Source organism: Halopenitus persicus (assembly GCF_900107205.1).
In the GTDB taxonomy this organism is placed as follows: domain Archaea; phylum Halobacteriota; class Halobacteria; order Halobacteriales; family Haloferacaceae; genus Halopenitus; species Halopenitus persicus.
The window spans coordinates 50,567-65,607 of the sequence record NZ_FNPC01000003.1 but is presented as its reverse complement, the minus strand read 5'-3'; the positions used below and the strand labels follow the sequence as shown (position 1 = coordinate 65,607).

Annotated in this window: 17 protein-coding genes; 13 read left to right on the top strand and 4 right to left on the bottom strand. The window is 63.9% G+C overall.

From position 1 onward, the window contains the following. Positions 1-96: 96 nt before the first annotated feature. Positions 97-1,089 (top strand): phosphomevalonate decarboxylase MvaD, encoded by a 993-nt coding sequence (gene mvaD, locus BLV25_RS05550; RefSeq protein WP_092731331.1) that lies wholly within the window; start codon positions 97-99, stop codon positions 1,087-1,089. 273 nt (positions 1,090-1,362) lie between these two features. Beyond that, positions 1,363-2,703 carry a DEAD/DEAH box helicase gene (locus BLV25_RS05545; RefSeq protein WP_092731329.1) on the top strand — a complete coding sequence of 447 codons (1,341 nt, stop codon included), beginning with the start codon at positions 1,363-1,365 and terminating at the stop codon, positions 2,701-2,703. Between the two features lie 93 nt (positions 2,704-2,796). On the opposite strand, the gene BLV25_RS05540 is transcribed toward BLV25_RS05545, so the two are convergent. Beyond that, complete coding sequence (locus BLV25_RS05540) at positions 2,797-3,198, bottom strand: hypothetical protein (protein WP_021073678.1); 402 nt, start codon at positions 3,196-3,198, stop codon at positions 2,797-2,799. A gap of 129 nt (positions 3,199-3,327) precedes the next feature. On the opposite strand from BLV25_RS05540, the gene BLV25_RS05535 reads away from it, so the two are divergent. Next, positions 3,328-4,845, top strand: coding sequence for a DUF790 family protein (locus BLV25_RS05535; protein ID WP_021073677.1), 1,518 nt, complete (start codon positions 3,328-3,330; stop codon positions 4,843-4,845). An 8-nt stretch (positions 4,846-4,853) separates the two neighbouring features. Here the strand turns inward: BLV25_RS05535 and BLV25_RS05530 are convergent, their stop codons facing one another. Further along, entirely contained in the window at positions 4,854-5,288 is a 435-nt protein-coding gene (locus tag BLV25_RS05530; protein ID WP_092731327.1) for an RDD family protein, read from the bottom strand. 352 nt (positions 5,289-5,640) lie between these two features. Here BLV25_RS05530 and BLV25_RS05525 point away from each other — a divergent pair, with 352 nt between their 5' ends. The 4 genes from BLV25_RS05525 (at position 5,641) to BLV25_RS05510 (ending at position 8,438) form a co-directional block, all read left to right on the top strand. Then, positions 5,641-6,477 (top strand): hypothetical protein, encoded by an 837-nt coding sequence (locus tag BLV25_RS05525; RefSeq protein WP_092731325.1) that lies wholly within the window; start codon positions 5,641-5,643, stop codon positions 6,475-6,477. Positions 6,478-7,103: 626 nt separating this feature from the next. Then, on the top strand, positions 7,104-7,412 hold the full coding sequence (locus BLV25_RS05520; RefSeq protein WP_092731323.1) for a DUF433 domain-containing protein: 309 nt from the start codon (positions 7,104-7,106) through the stop codon (positions 7,410-7,412). Then, positions 7,412-7,753, top strand: coding sequence for a DUF5615 family PIN-like protein (locus BLV25_RS05515; RefSeq protein WP_092731321.1), 342 nt, complete (start codon positions 7,412-7,414; stop codon positions 7,751-7,753). Before BLV25_RS05520 ends, BLV25_RS05515 begins: the two co-directional genes overlap by 1 nt. Before the next feature lie 277 nt (positions 7,754-8,030). Further along, the gene (locus tag BLV25_RS05510; protein ID WP_092731319.1) at positions 8,031-8,438 is read left to right on the top strand and encodes a hypothetical protein; all 408 of its coding nucleotides are present in this window, start codon (positions 8,031-8,033) and stop codon (positions 8,436-8,438) included. 363 nt (positions 8,439-8,801) lie between these two features. On the opposite strand, the gene BLV25_RS05505 is transcribed toward BLV25_RS05510, so the two are convergent. Next, on the bottom strand, positions 8,802-9,695 hold the full coding sequence (locus BLV25_RS05505; protein ID WP_092731317.1) for a hypothetical protein: 894 nt from the start codon (positions 9,693-9,695) through the stop codon (positions 8,802-8,804). A 119-nt stretch (positions 9,696-9,814) separates the two neighbouring features. On the opposite strand from BLV25_RS05505, the gene BLV25_RS05500 reads away from it, so the two are divergent. The 4 genes from BLV25_RS05500 (at position 9,815) to BLV25_RS05485 (ending at position 12,437) form a co-directional block, all read left to right on the top strand. Further along, positions 9,815-10,714, top strand: coding sequence for an ABC transporter permease subunit (locus tag BLV25_RS05500; protein WP_021073670.1), 900 nt, complete (start codon positions 9,815-9,817; stop codon positions 10,712-10,714). After that, positions 10,711-11,460 (top strand): ABC transporter ATP-binding protein, encoded by a 750-nt coding sequence (locus BLV25_RS05495; protein ID WP_092731315.1) that lies wholly within the window; start codon positions 10,711-10,713, stop codon positions 11,458-11,460. Before BLV25_RS05500 ends, BLV25_RS05495 begins: the two co-directional genes overlap by 4 nt. Continuing rightward, positions 11,457-12,029, top strand: coding sequence for a hypothetical protein (locus tag BLV25_RS05490; RefSeq protein WP_092731313.1), 573 nt, complete (start codon positions 11,457-11,459; stop codon positions 12,027-12,029). The genes BLV25_RS05495 and BLV25_RS05490 overlap by 4 nt, the downstream gene beginning before the upstream one ends. 201 nt (positions 12,030-12,230) lie before the next feature. Next, complete coding sequence (locus BLV25_RS05485) at positions 12,231-12,437, top strand: hypothetical protein (protein ID WP_092731311.1); 207 nt, start codon at positions 12,231-12,233, stop codon at positions 12,435-12,437. A 109-nt stretch (positions 12,438-12,546) separates the two neighbouring features. On the opposite strand, the gene BLV25_RS05480 is transcribed toward BLV25_RS05485, so the two are convergent. Continuing rightward, a complete protein-coding gene (locus BLV25_RS05480; protein WP_256335656.1) occupies positions 12,547-13,818 on the bottom strand; it encodes an outer membrane protein assembly factor BamB family protein in 1,272 nt (423 codons plus the stop codon). Positions 13,819-14,039: 221 nt separating this feature from the next. Between BLV25_RS05480 and BLV25_RS05475 the strand changes: the two genes are divergently transcribed. Both BLV25_RS05475 and BLV25_RS05470 read left to right on the top strand, forming a co-directional pair. Further along, a complete protein-coding gene (locus BLV25_RS05475; protein ID WP_092731307.1) occupies positions 14,040-14,531 on the top strand; it encodes a hypothetical protein in 492 nt (163 codons plus the stop codon). A gap of 75 nt (positions 14,532-14,606) precedes the next feature. Beyond that, positions 14,607-15,029: a universal stress protein gene (locus BLV25_RS05470; RefSeq protein WP_092731305.1), complete on the top strand. Its 423-nt coding sequence runs from the start codon at positions 14,607-14,609 to the stop codon at positions 15,027-15,029. The last annotated feature ends 12 nt before the right edge of the window (positions 15,030-15,041 follow it).

Sequence of the window (15,041 nt, the reverse complement as noted above, 5' to 3'; positions counted from 1 at the left end):
GATCGGTGGCTCCGACATCGGATCGAACGGAAACGACGGTCACAATCGACTCGGACATTCGCAACGCTAATCCCGCGTTGCCCGTTGTGATGGGGTATGAAAGCCACCGCGCGAGCCCACCCGATACAGGGACTCGTGAAGTACCACGGGATGCGCGACGAGCAGCTTCGGCTCCCGTACCACGACAGCATCAGCGTCTGTACGGCGCCCACCGCGACGACGACGACGGTCGAGTGGGAGCCCGACGCCGCCGCCGACACCGTCCGCATCGACGGCGACCGCGTTGAGGGGCGGGCCGCCGAGCGGATCGAGCTGGTGGTCGACCACGTCCGGGAGCTTGCCGGGTTCGACCACGCGGTCCGCTTCGAGAGCCGGAACTCCTTCCCGTCGAACATCGGGTTCGGGTCCTCCTCGTCGGGCTTCGCCGCCGCCGCGATGGCGCTTGCGGAAGCCGCGGGGCTCGATCTGTCCCGCCCGGAGATATCCACGATCGCCCGCCGCGGCTCCTCCTCGGCGGCCCGCGCGGTGACCGGCGCGTACTCGATACTCGAAACGGGACTGAACGACGAGGACTGCCGGTCGCGGCGGCTCCCGGTCGGGGAGGATGAGGACGGGTTCGATCCCGAATCGGACCTCCGGATCGTCGCCGCACACGTCCCGGCGTACAAGGAGACGGAGGAGGCACACCGCGAGGCGGCGGCGAGCCATATGTTCGACGCGCGGATGGCGCACGTCCACGAGCAGCTGGCGGAGATGACCGACGCGCTCCGTGCGGGCTCGTTCGACCGGATATTCGAACTCGCCGAGCACGACTCGCTCTCGCTGACGGCGGCGACGATGACCGGTCCGGCCGGATGGGTTTACTGGCAGCCCGAGACGATCGCCGTGTTCAACGCGGTTCGGGAACTCCGGGAGGAGGGCGTGCCGGTCTACTTCTCGACGGACACCGGCGCCTCGGTGTACGTCAACACGCGCGAGGAGCACGTCGACGAGGTCGAATCCCGCGTCGCCGAGATCGGGATCGAGACGGACGTCTGGTCGGTCGGCGGTCCCGCACGCGTCCTCGACTCGAGCCAGTCGCTGTTCTGATCCCGTCGGGCGGTCCCGATCGGTGATCTCGTCGGACGGTTCAGACCACTGGTCCCGTCGGGACTCCCGACCGAACGCGGGCGACTCGAATGGCGAACGGGCGGAACGGATGCCCCCTCCTCGGCGCGTCCGTCCCGCACACCCGCGTGCCACGCCGAGGCTGTGTCACGTCGCACGGGGACGGTGTGACCCGATCGCTTTTCAAGTCGATCACCGTCGGTCGGAGACCCTTTAACCGCGGATCGCGCAGTATCGGAGAACGAGGGATCGAGGATGACCGTACGGCTCCGCTACGACGACGGGACGATCCGGATCGACGCCGACGAGCCGCTGCCGCCGCTGCCGGGCGTGACGGACGACGAGCGTACCGGGGACGTTCGGGCGGCGGCGTTTCGATACGCGGCGATCCGGCGGGCGCTCGAGGTGGCCGGGCGGTCGGTCGACGACGCCGTCCTGGCGACGGAGCCGCTGGCGCTGTCGACCGCCTACGACCTGCGGCCGTATCAGCGCGAGGCGCTCGACGCGTGGACGGACGCCGACCGGCGCGGCGTCGTGGAGCTGCCGACCGGCGCCGGCAAGACGGTCGTCGCGATCGCCGCGATGGCCGACCGCGATCGGCCGACGCTGGTGGTCGTCCCGACGATCGACCTCCTCGAGCAGTGGCGGTCGGAACTCGAGCGCGAGTTCGACGTTCCGATCGGCCAGTTCGGCGGCGGACAGCAGCGCCGCGAGCCGATCACGGTCTCGACGTACGACTCGGCGTACCTGAAGGCCGACGACGTCGGCGAGTCGTTCGGGCTCGTCGTCTTCGACGAGGTCCACCACCTCGGCGGCGAGGGGTATCGCGACATCGCTCGCCTCCTTCCCGCGCCCGAGCGACTCGGGCTGACGGCGACCTTCGAGCGACCGGACGGCGAACACCGGGCCATCGAGGAGCTCGTCGGTCCGCTCGTGTACGCCGTCGACGTCGATTCGCTCGCCGGCGACCACCTCGCGCCCTACGACGTCCGCCGTCTCGAGGTCGATCTGACCGACGACGAGCGGGAGCGCTACGAGCGCCAGCAGGGCGTGTTCGTCGAGTACCTCCGGGAGTCGGGGCTCACGCTGACGAGCGGCAGCGACTATCGGAAGCTCGTCAAGCGGTCCGGGCGGGACCCGCGGGCACGGGAGGCGCTGTTGGCCAAACAGCGCGCCCGGGAGATAATGATGAACGCGGAGCGAAAGCGGGACGTCCTCGAGGGACTCCTCGACCGGCACCGCGAGGACCGCGTGATCGTCTTCACCGCCCACACGGACCTCGTCTACGACCTCTCCGAGCGGTTTCTCATCCCCGCGATAACCAGCGAAACCGGGGCTGCGGAGCGGCGGGAGATACTCGAGCGGTTCCGCGACGGGACCTACTCGCGGGTGATCGCCGCCAACGTGCTCGACGAGGGGATCGACGTGCCGGACGCGAACGTCGCGGTCGTCCTCTCCGGATCCGGCAGCGAACGCGAGTTCACCCAACGGGTCGGGCGGGTGCTTCGCCCCAAGGCGGACGGCGGACGAGCGACCGTCTACGAGCTCGTGACCGCGGACACCGCCGAGGAGCGCGTCGCGGACCGGCGCCGGTGAGCGCGTCGCGGACCGGCGCAGCCACCGCCGAGGAGCGCATCGCGGACCGGCGCAGCTAGCCACCTGCCGGGGGGTTGCGCTCCGAAACGGGGGTCACGATTCGACGTCGAGCGAGAGGCTGCCGCCGTTGATGAACGACTCGTAGGACAGATCGAACCCGATCGTGACCTCGATCTCAGTCTCCGGGTCGACGTCGAGATCGCGCGTTTCGGTCGCCTCCTCCTCGGGCGTCGTCGCCGTCACGACGAGGGTGCCGGTCCGCCGCTCGGCGGCCGTGTTCTCGATCGTCGCGTCGATCCGGAGACTCCCGTCATCGCGCTCGGAGAAATCCCGGTCCACGATCCGCAGGCCCGGCGCGGCGGTGTCGGCCGCCGAACCGGCGTCGGGCGGCGCTTCGGCGGTCGGCGGGTTTCGGGGACCGGAGGGGGAGCGCCCCTCGAGACAGCCGGCGCCAAGCGTTCCGAACGCGGCGATCAACAGTCCCCGTCGTCGCATATTCGAGGGTTGCTTCCGGACTACAAATGCTTGTCCCACGGTCCGCAGCCGCGTCGACGCGCCGTTCGAACGCGATGGTTCGATCGCGGTATCCGGTGGGTTTTACGGGATCCGTCCCGAGGTACGGCCGTGCTTCGGAAGGACCACCTCCGCGTCTCGCGGGCGGGCGGGGGGTACGCGCCGCGGTTCGTCGACGACGCCGACCGGCCGCTCGCGGAGCGGCTCCTCGAGACGTTTCGGAGCCACGTCGGCGACCGACACGGGGACCTTCGGACCCGGCTCGACGAACTCGAGGCGGACGCCGACGACTTCAAGCTCGTCCGCGGGCTCGCGTCGCTGCTCGAGCGCGAGGCGACGTTCGAGACGCGCTCGCCGCTGCCCCCGCAGCGGGCCCGCCGGAAGGCCTTCGAGGCCGCCGAGACGGTCGGCGTCGCGACCGACTCGGAACGCGAACGAGCCCTGGAGATCGCCGCGGACGGGCTCGGCGTCGAGCCCGCCGCGGTGGCGGAGTCGCTGTATGCGGACCGCGAGGACGAGCAGGTGCTCGTCGAGTTCGAGCCGCGGTGGGACGCGGGACCGCTGCTTGAGCAGTACAACCTCTCGCTGGCCCAGACCGCGCTCTTCGACGCGACCGAAGTCAGGGTTCGGTCGGCCGATCCGAAGCGGCTCGTGACCGCGACGAAGCGGCTCGGGCTGTTGTACGAACTCGAACGAACCGACGCGGGACGCGAGCTCGTGGTCACCGGCCCCGACGCCCTGTTTCGCCGCACTCGCCGATACGGAACCGCCTTCGCCCGGCTGCTGCGGTCGGTCGCGGCGGCGCCCGAGTGGCGGCTGACGGCCACGATCGACGACCGCGGCACCGAACGAACGATGACGCTCACCGACGCGGACGTCACCGTCCCGGGCGTCGAGCCGCTGGCCGAGCCGGCCTTCGACAGCGGCGTGGAGGCGGACTTCGCCGGCCGGTTCCGGTCGCTCGACCTGGACTGGACGCTGGTCCGCGAGCCCGAACCGCTGGAGACCGGCACGAGCGTGATGATCCCGGATTTCGCCTTCGAGTACGACCACGCCGACTTCCGGGTGTTCTTCGAGGTGATGGGCTTTTGGACGCCGGAGTACGTCGCCAAGAAGCTCTCCCAGCTCGAGTCCGTCGAGTCGGTCGACCTGCTGGTGGCGGTCGACGAGTCCCTCGGCGTCGGCGAGGAGATCGCGGCGGCCGACCACCGGGTGGTGACCTATTCGGGGTCGGTTCGCGTGAAGGACGTCGTCGACGTGCTCCGGGAGTACGAGACGGAGCTGTTGGCCGACGCCGCGGCGGATCTTCCGGAAGCGATCCGCCCCGACGAGGACGTCATCGAACTCGAGACCCTCGCCGATCGCCACGGCGTCGGCGTCGACGCCCTCTCGAAACCGACCTTCCCCGACCACGAGCGGCTCGGCGGAACCCTCGTTCGACCGACCGTGCTGGCCGACCTCGAGGACCGACTCGAGCCCGGAACGAGCCTCGAGGCCGCCGAGGACGTCCTCCGATCGGTCGGCATCACGGAGACGAGTCCGGTCCTGTCCCGGCTCGGATACCGAACCGAATGGAACGGGTTATCCGGCGGGACGATCCGACGACTGGACGGCGATGAGGCGTCCTGACGGGATGGCTAGCGCTGCCGTCGCTTGACCACGATCGTATCCGCGACCATATCGCCGACGCGTTGGTTCTCGTCCGTAACGAGGATCAACACCATCGCGACGAGGTTCGCGGTCGGGAGGGCATCGACGACCCACAGCAGGTTCCGGATGACCGATGCGCCGATCGTACAATCGGAGCCGTCGGATTTGACGACGACCAGCCCGAGAAGGTACTTACCGGGAGTGTACCCGTAGATCCCTTCGAGCAGGAAGACGTACACGAGGGTTATGACGACCCCAGCGAGCGTCAGCATCAGGAAGCCCGCATCGCCGAGGGCCGACCCGATGATCATAACGACGACCCAGAGCAGTCCGATGAGGACGGAATCGATCAGGTACGCGAGCACGCGTTGCCCGATGACATCGCCGTTCGTGCCGAGTTGTGGTTGCGGATGTTTCTTCATATCGAACCCATTGATTTCGGTTTCTTCACCATTGTTTAAAACTCTCCGGAGGGCGGTCGGCCCATACGGAGTCCACCGCGGCGGGTGGATAAAGCCCATCGGAGACTATCACGTCGTTCGTAGCTTCCGACACGCACTTGCATTGGCACCGGTACCGTTCCGGACGTGTCCGCTGATTCAGGTCTCTCGATCGGCGATGATCTCGATTCCGTTCGCACACGCTCGTCGCAGGTGAAGCGACATCCTCACCCGCCGCAAGCGGCGGGGGTTCCTGCTTGAAGACGGATGACCGCGCCGTCGGGGACGGCATCCTCCAGAAACGCTTACTCACGGGGCGTGCTACTGTCCGACGATGTCCTCCACTGACCGCCTGACGCCGCGGCGTCGGGACGCGCTGCGTGCCGTCGTCGCGCTGGCGCTGCTCGCCGGGCCGCTGTGGATCCCCGCTCTCCATCTTGGTGACCCGACCTACCGGTACGAGCGGGCGCAGATCACCGACGACGAGTCCGGCATCGCCTTCGAGAACGAGTCGGCCGTCCCGGCCGGCACGATCCTGAGCGAGGAGATCGTCTGTGCAGGCACCTCCTCCCGCGCGTGTGCCTTTGAGCGCCATCTAGCACGAAACAACACCGTTCTCACGGGGATCTATTCCAGTACCGCCGGCACGGGAACGAGCTCCTTCGCCCTCGCGCCTGACGGCTACGACTACGTCCAGATCAACGGCACCGTCTACGAGACCGCCACCGTTGCGAACCGTTCTCGCGTGTACGTCGTCGCAAACGGCACCGTCTACGAGAAGGGGAAGGCCCCGGAAGATGCCGACGCCAGCGGCGATCTGTACCGGGTGGAACTGTCACTCCAACGGGTTCCCCCCGCCGAGGTCCTGTCCCGCGTGTCTCGTGACGTCGACACGGTTCCGTCGCCGATCGCGCGGGCGGCGCGTACCGGCACCGGGGTGGCTCACCGCGACCTCGACGTTCCGGAGACGCCGATCCGAACCGCGGACGACGCCTACTACCGGGTCTACCTCGCCGGCCAACGCGAGACCGACGGACGCGCCCGGCTCGATACGGCGCTGAGCATCGGAACGCCGATAGCGGGCCTGATCGTCCTTGCCCGCCTCCGACGTCGCGTCGAACTCACGTACGTCGGTACCGCCGGTTCGGGCGACCGTGACGGTCCGCTTTGAGAGCCGCGCCTGTACGGCGATCGGCGCAAGCGGGAGCCAGCGTCTCTCTGTGGACGACCGCACTGCGAACGAAGCAAGCGGTACGTGAGTCATCGCCTACAACGTATCCGCGGCCGACTGCCTGACCCGGCAAAGACTGAAGGCTACTGGATTGGTATTCGACACTATGTCGAAGCAGATGAACACCGTCGTCTCAGGTGACGAGTCGGATATTCGCCTATTTTTATCGAGGGCGGTCGCACTAGCCCCGACGGAATACACCATTCCATCAGCGACGAGCGGTTCGATGCTTCCTGCGTCACCAGCGTCCCATGCTTGATTCCCTCGATCTGGAACGACGACATCGGATGCGCCGGTGTTCCGACTATCGTGGGCTTGTTGTCGCCAGTCACCGGTGGGATCGTTCGGAAGTGCTTGATTCGACGTGCTGAAGCACCCAGCTACCGCTCCGACTGACGTGGCTGTCGCAGCGAGAAACGCTCGCCGTTGCATAGCGATGCCTGCCATTCGACTCTGACCTGGTGGTACGGATGGTCCGCCCCTCAATAGATGTGTGGCTGTGGGTGCCAGATAGAGACTCACTGAACCGGCAAAGACTGAAGGTCACTGGATTGGTATTCGACACTATGTCGAAGCAGATGAACACCGTCGTCTCAGGTGACGAGTCGGATATTCACGACGAGCCCCACATTCGGGACCGGCGAATCACCGTGAGCCACATCCACGCGCTGGTCGAGGAGCGCGACCTCGACGCACGGACGGTTGCGGACCGCTTTGACCTCACTGCTTCGGAAGTCTACCACGCACTGGCGTACTATCACGACCATCCCGAAGAGATGCGGGCGGTCGAAGAACGCCGTCGAGAGCTTCACGAAACCGCAAAAGACGATCCGAGCATCATCACCGGCCCCGAGGATCTGCCGGGATCGTCGTGATGCGGGTGGCGTTTCTGCTTGACGAGAACATCGCGGCTCCACTGGCTGACAAACTCGACAAAGCAGGCCACGACGTAGAGCGTGTCGTCGACGTGAGCGAATTGGGAGAAGGCGTCGACGACACCACGATTCGTCTGTACGCCGTCCAAGAGGGGCGTCTCATAGTCACCAGCGACGACTTTGTCCAGATGCCGGCAGACTCTCACAGTGGGGTATTCTACGTCCCCGACCAGTCGCTCCCCTCGCACGAACTCTACCATATCATCCAGCGAGTTATCGAAGCGTTCCCCAACCGAGAGGCGATGGACACGGTGACGTACGTTACTACCGACTGGCTGTGAATCACGACGAAAGCGAGCGATACGTGAGTCGCCTGTATTGACCGGGTCAAGGCGTATCACCTGCTGAGGATTTCAACAGATCCAAACTCTGTTCAGCTGTTCATACGTTTCGTCCAGATCTGTCGTCTCGTTTCGAATCCGACCCAGGAAATGCAGAGAGCGTTCGGAGCACGAAGTGACCACGTGACGAGGACGAAACAGGCCCCGCAGAATGTACCGAGGTCCCCCTTTCGTTTTTGATCCCAAACGTCTCGTACGAGCACGTTACAAATCAGCTATGGAGACTGCCGATCGGGGACCGGAATCGTGGGTCGCGGCAACCCTCGATCTGCTTTTGGGACTGATTGGCCTCGCCATCGTCTTGCATCCGCTTATTTCGCTTTGGAACACGGTTCTCGGGTCCCCCGTTTCGCCCGCGACCGTCTCGCTGATCGTCGGAGTGCTTGCCTTCGGCGGCGCGTATCCGATCGTCGCGGGAGACTGGTCGCTCGGTAGGCTCGGAGAGTACGTGGTCGTTCTGTTTGCGTCCGTACTCGCGTGGGGCCTCCTCGGGATGGTGGCGATACTCGTATCGAACGTCACGATCCAGGGGAACAATGCTGCACCACAAGCGATCGTCTGGACCGCTGCCTCCCTCACGGCGTATCTCCTCGTGTACCGCGCTCGGGTGTCCCTCTTTCGATGACTGTCGTTAGGGAACGGAATACATGACGGTCTCGGTTCGGTATTCGTCACGGAACAACGAAAGCAAAGGAGGGCTCGGGGGTGGGTGTGGTGATGGGTTGCTGTGAGCGCAGTGGTGGGTGCCAGACAGCGTGAAGCACGTGATCGACGTCAGCGGGGACCGACCGTCGGTCGTGCTTCACATCCTCCTTTGGCTGCTGTTTGTAAATACACCAGCGCTGTGTTCTCAGCCGGAAGCGCTCCCAAACAGTTTTCAGACTCCTCGCTGATGCCGTCCGATTATGTCGAGAACGAAAGACGGACGACCGCTGGATAGCTGGACGGCGTTGACGGTTCCCGAGTGCTGCTGTACCGTGTGACGTCGTCACTCTCCAGCCGGCGTAATGTCGGACGGAAATTCCGCGTAGGTGATGTACGCCGTCCCCTCGTACTCCGGGAGCCACGTCCCGTACGAATCGCTGGTTTCGAGCCCGCGGTGAGCCCGGAGTCGTGAGACGACCGATCTGAACGCGTCGGTCGCGCCGTCGAAGTATCCACCGTCGATCGCCTCCTCGACGACCTCCCGTTCGGCGGATGACAGCCCCGACAGGGGAAACAGGAATTCCGATCGGATCCGTTCGGCGTATGCCGCAGTACTCGGCGCGATCTCGGTCATCTCATACCGGTACGTCACTTCCTCGACGGTCTCGCTCTCGAGTTGCACGCGATACGTCGCGCCCTGATGCTCGATGAATTCGTACTGTTGCGTCGGAACGAGTACCGACGCATCGGTTGCGTTCTCGGGATAGACGTATCGGGTTCCCATATCGAATCCCTCGTTCCGCGGTGGATCGCCTTGCGGCGGGATCAGCCCATCCAACGCCGTCTTGTCCACCTCGGGGAGGTCGGCATACGCGATCGAGCCGCGTGACTCGGCCGACGCGGTTTCTTCCGGATTATAGTCCACACGGATATCGTAGCTGGTTCGGTCACGACGGCCGATTTCGGTCGCGGACACGTCGTAATACCGTTCCTGAAACTCGATCGGCTCGTCGGTATCGATCGGGCGGGAGATCCCGGCTGCGGTCGCCGACCCGTTCTCGACCACCTCCTGAAGGATCGCGTGCGCGTCGGACTCCGGAGAGATGGACCGAGAGGTTTCGGCCGCGAGTCGGTCGGGCGTCGCTTCCTGCATATCGAGGACGTTCGACGGATGCGCACATCCGGCGAGCGGGACCGTGAGGAGGGCCGTCGTCGCGAGGTACTGGCGGCGATGCACGAAACACCGAACGTTCGACGTCACTGAAAAGGTTCGGTATACCATACTGAGCGTTTGAACGTCTCGCATACCGAAGAGAAACCATCATTCCTATGATGGAATACCCGAGACGACGAGATATGGCCCTCCCACGCTGGTTTCCGCTTGCTCGAGCGGAAGCACGACGCCTGCTCACATCCAACGGTCCCTGGATTCTCGCGATCCTACTCGTCCTCTGGGCGTATCGTCCGAGCTACGTCGGGTGGGACGAGCTCGGCCCGAACTTGACGGTTGGGTTCATCCAGATCGCCGGCTCCATACTCCTCCCGCTCGGCGTGCTCCTGTTGAGTTATCGGTCGGTCGTCGCCGAGCGCTCATCCGGGAGTCTCAAGTTCCTGTTGGGGCTTCCCCTCACGCGAACCGACATCCTCGTCGCCAAAACGCTCGGCCGGAGCGCGGGGATCGCGATCCCCGTCATTGGAGCCGTGGCGGTTCTGGGACTCGCCGGCGGACTTCGATTCGGGCTCTTCTCACCGCTCCGTTTCGGCGCCGTGCTGCTGGTGACGCTGTTGTACGTCGTCACCCTGGTCTCGATCGCGACAGCCGTCTCGGCGGCGACGACGAGCACGGTCCGGGCGACCGGCGTGCTCTTCGGCGGGTTCTACCTCGTTCTGACGGTTCTCTGGAAGCCCGTCGCAACCGCGATCTATGGTGCCGCAACCGGACGCGCGGTGAGTGCGTACGACGCTCCAGCTGACGGGGCGTTGTTCCTTCTCCTTCGGATGTCACCCGAACGATCGTATCACATCGTGACGAATTGGCTACTCGGGGTCGGGAACTCGGGGGCGCTGTTCGAACCGGCACTCACCAAACTCCGGACGCCGACGTCGATCAACGTGTACGCCGTCGACGCGGCGTTCGAACCCGGATCCGTTCCGCTGTATCTTCACGAACTGTCCGGACTTCTGGTCCTGTTGTGCTGGCTGATCGTTCCCCTTGGAGTTGCTCGATATCGGTTCGAACGGGGTGATCTCGTATGACGTCGCTGGCGATCGAAACCGCCGGTCTCACGAAACGGTACGGGGACACCGTCGCGCTCGACGGCCTCGACCTGTCCGTTGAACGAGGAGAAGTCTACGGGTTTTTAGGACCCAACGGCGCCGGCAAATCGACGACGATCGATCTCCTGCTGAACTACATCAAGCCGACGTCCGGAACCGCACGCGTGCTCGGCTACGATCCGTGGACCGACGTCGTCGCCAGTCACCGCCGGATCGGGATCTGCCCCGATCGGTTCGGTACCTACGACGGGATGTCCGCACGGCAACACCTCCGACTCGTGATCGACACGAAGGACGTCGACGACGATCCGGACCGGCTCCTCGAGCGCGTCGGGCTCGCCGACGCAGCCACGCGCCCCGCAGGCGAGTTCTCACAGGGGATGGAACAGCGACTCGCCCTCGCGATGAGTCTCGCCGGCGAACCGGACCTCCTGATCCTCGATGAACCGTTCACCGGTCTGGACCCACACGGGGTCGCGCTCGTTCGCGACGTCGTCGACGCCGAATCCGACCGCGGTGCGACCGTTTTCTTCTCGAGTCACGTGCTCGGACAGGTCGAAGTGGTCTGTGACCGCGTCGGCATCCTGCATCACGGCCGGCTCGTCGAAGAGGGAAGTCTTGCTGTCTTCCGGGAGCAGCTGGATCTATCCGACGACGCGACGATAGAGGACGTCTTCGTGGAGCTGACGTCGGAGACCGTTTCCGCTCCGGAGGAAAGTCGATGAACCGCCGCCAGTACCTCCTCACTTCGACGGCTGCGCTGGCCGGTCTGTCCGGCTGTCTCGGTGAGACGGAATACACGGTGACCGACGTGTCGGTTGCGTACACGACCGCGCCACTCTCACTCGAGGTGGTCGCGTCGGACGCCGGCATCACGGTCGACAGTCCCGGCGTGCTGGACGTGAGACTGCACAACACGAGCGAGACCTCGATCGACGTCCGCAGTACCGGCACGTGGCCGTTCGGGCTACTTGCGCTGGACCCGCCGACGGAGCGGGATTCCGGCACGGTGCTCTTGCTATCCGATCACTACGCCGACTCCGAGCACGTCGAGGTCGGTGAAAACAGCGTCTGGACGGACAACGAGACGATCAGTCGGTCGGTGGACGCCGGAGCCTCCGTTACCGAACGGTACGAGATCCACGGAGACCGCATCTACCGTGCTGGCGATCATACGCTCCGTGGATACTTCGAGCCGGTATTCCTCTCGTACCGGTCCGGCGAAACCGAGGAGTGGGTTCCGTTCCGAGCGGAGGTGGTCGTTACTATCACAAAGCGTTCGCTACTTCCCTAACGAAGTCCACGAGAGTCGGTTCGGTGGAACTCGATACCGGGTTGCCAGGTACGCGTCGTACCTACTGTACTGCGATAAACACGCGGTCTTCAGCGACCAACTGTGAGCCGTCACGTTCGATTACGGAAACACGAGCGGACGACCGATTCAAATGTGATGAAAACGACACCTATTTGAAGGAAAATACGAACGCCATCGCTTGTGCAAGGACGAGAGATACTCTCCACTCATCTCCCGGATGCCGTGATTGCTGCGGTCATATTCACGCTCTTTAATATTTATACCGACGAGATTGCCGGTCCGTTCACGATCATCCTCGACTTTCTCCTCCACGTCGTCGCGATCGTCCTCGGATTCGTCGTCATCAATGCGGTTTGGAACAACGTATTCGGGAGTGAAGCAACGTGACCTATCCCGCCTGCTCGATCCTCGACGAGAGGTTTCTTCACGAAGAGCGGGACCGGGAGCGGTAGTGGGGGAACACTTCCTCACAGGAAGATGGCGCACGGCCTGGAAACTAGCTATCCCGTCCGGGCACGTCGCCGAGGGCTCCGAGACCGTCGATGTGGGTGGCCGTAAAGAACACGGCCCCGTCAACCAACACCGGCGGTGACGTCACCTGGTGATGGAAACCCGGGTCGAACGCGTAGTGCCAGCGCAACTCTCCCGATTCGCGGTCGAACGCGCTGATCGTCTTCTTCCCGGATGCGAATTCGGGGTCATCGATCGGGAGTACGACCGTTTCGGTTCCGACGCAGATCCCCGCCACATAGGACACTGGAACGTCGCGGCGCCATCGTTCCGTTCCGGTCTCGATATCAACCGCGACGACGCCGGACGCGGTGGTAACGAACACGGTCCCGTCGGCAACGGCAACCGTCTTGGGGATCGCATCTTCGCTCTCGTCGAACGAGTGGAGCTCGCGGAGCCGGTCGCCGGTTGCCTCGTCGTGGACGACGAGCGTTCGATCGTCGGCAACGACCACTCCCTCCTGGGTTGCGACGGGCGCGGCGGACCCGGGTGTGGACGTGAGTTCCCTCCGCCAGCGCTCCGAGCCATCCGCCAGCGAGAGCGCAACGAGGGACGGCGCTCCGTCCACGTTCCCGACGGCAAACACACGCCCGTCGGACACTGCGGGCGCACGGACGAGTTGACGTACCGTGTCGATGTCCCAGTGTTTCTCCCCGTCCGCTGCGCTAAACGCCTCGATGCCGCTCTCGGAAGCGACTAGTACAGTCCCGGTGGCTCCGTCCGCGACCAGCAGTTCGGTAGAGTCGATCCCGTTCGTCCGTTCCGTCCAGATCCGGTCGCCCGTTTGCGGATCGAGCGCAACGAGCTCCGTGTCGTACGCCACGACAAATCGATCGTCGACGACGACGGTCCCGTGGTCTCCGCTGGCGTTGAGAGTCGTTCGCCACCGTTCGGTGCCGTCCCGTGCGTCAAGCGCGATCGCACTTCCGTCGTTACTAGGGTCGAAGTTCGTCAGATATACCGTCCCGTCGGAAACCACGGGCTGCCAGCGTGTGAAGGCCTCCGAGGTCCACGCCAGGTTTCCCCGTGCTGGAGCGGAGACGTTCGTTGCGAACGTGTTCGTCCCATCGGCACCGTACTGTGTCCACGCACCGGTGGGAGTCTTCGGGAGGGACGTATCCGAGTCCAGCGATGGAAGCATCGACAGACACCCCGAGAGTGTACTCGCGCCGACACTCGCTGTCGCCAAGAACCTCCTTCGGTTCACATCCGAATGTAGACTAACGAATGTATAGTGTTGTGGCTGCGTTAAAATCACCTTGTAGTCTCCCGGTTTGGAGCGTCATAGAACAGTTCGCATACCAGATTCACCGCTACCGTTGATCGTTCAGTACAGCTCAAAACTGGCTCGAAGCCTTCGCGATCTACCACAATTCACGCCAGACTTAACGCGACCGGGGGACACGGAATGGCAAAAGGCGGTAGCGATTCTTCTCTTCGGAATTGTCATATGGCTCCGTTAAAGAATACCCCGTTAAGATGGCCCCTGAAATGGAAAACGCCGCCTATGTCGGGGTTCTGGCAATCGCTATTGGGGCGGTTGCACTCCTGACGGGCCATTATGCCGTCTTATTGGCGTTAGCCCCTACTGTATATCTACTGGGCACATCTGACGAACGGGAGATTACTGGCACCACCGTTCTGACAACCCACCTTCTTGCCGTCGTAGCAGGAGTAATCGCGTATCTCCTCTTTGCACAGGGAATTGACCCGCTTTCAGTTGAGGCACAATCGAGCGCCGCGTTCAGAGTCATCCTTAGCCCCATCTGTGCGCTGATTCTGACAGGAATCGGATTAGCCCTCCTAGATGAACAGTTCGTCACCGCCCACGTAATGACAACAATCGTCGCGCTCGGACTTCTCAGAACACCACAGGCACTCGGCACCTTGATTCTCAGTATCGCCCTACTAGCAAGCATTCACACGCTCTTCGGAAAGTTCGATAGTACGGACGGCCAGCTAACGACCTAACATACAAACGTCCTTCGGCAGACGGAGTGGGAGGCCTTGACAGTCTATTAGTTGTAGCCGGTCTCACTATCTGATATGTACGAGGCGATACTCGTCCCGACTGACGGGAGTGAGGCAGCCATGGAGGCAGCGAAACACGCGTACAGTCTCGGGGAGCGGTACGACGCGACCGTTCACGTCATCGCGGTCGTCGAACAGAGTGAAAGTGCCTCCATCGTCGGTCGGGGCGATGAAAAACTGGACACGCTTCGTGAGGAGGGTACGGATTCGACCAAACGTATCGTCGAGGCGGCACAATCACGAGACATCGACGCCGTCGGGGCCGTCGAGGTGGGCGATCCGGATCGGGCCATCCTCAAATATGGGAACGAACACGACATCGACATCATCGTTATGAGTACGAACGCTCGTTCCGGCGTCGGACGATTCCTCAAAGGGAGTGTCACGGAAAAAGTCATCCGCGACGGCGACATCCCCGTCCTCGCAGTACAACGATGAGGCGACGCCGCT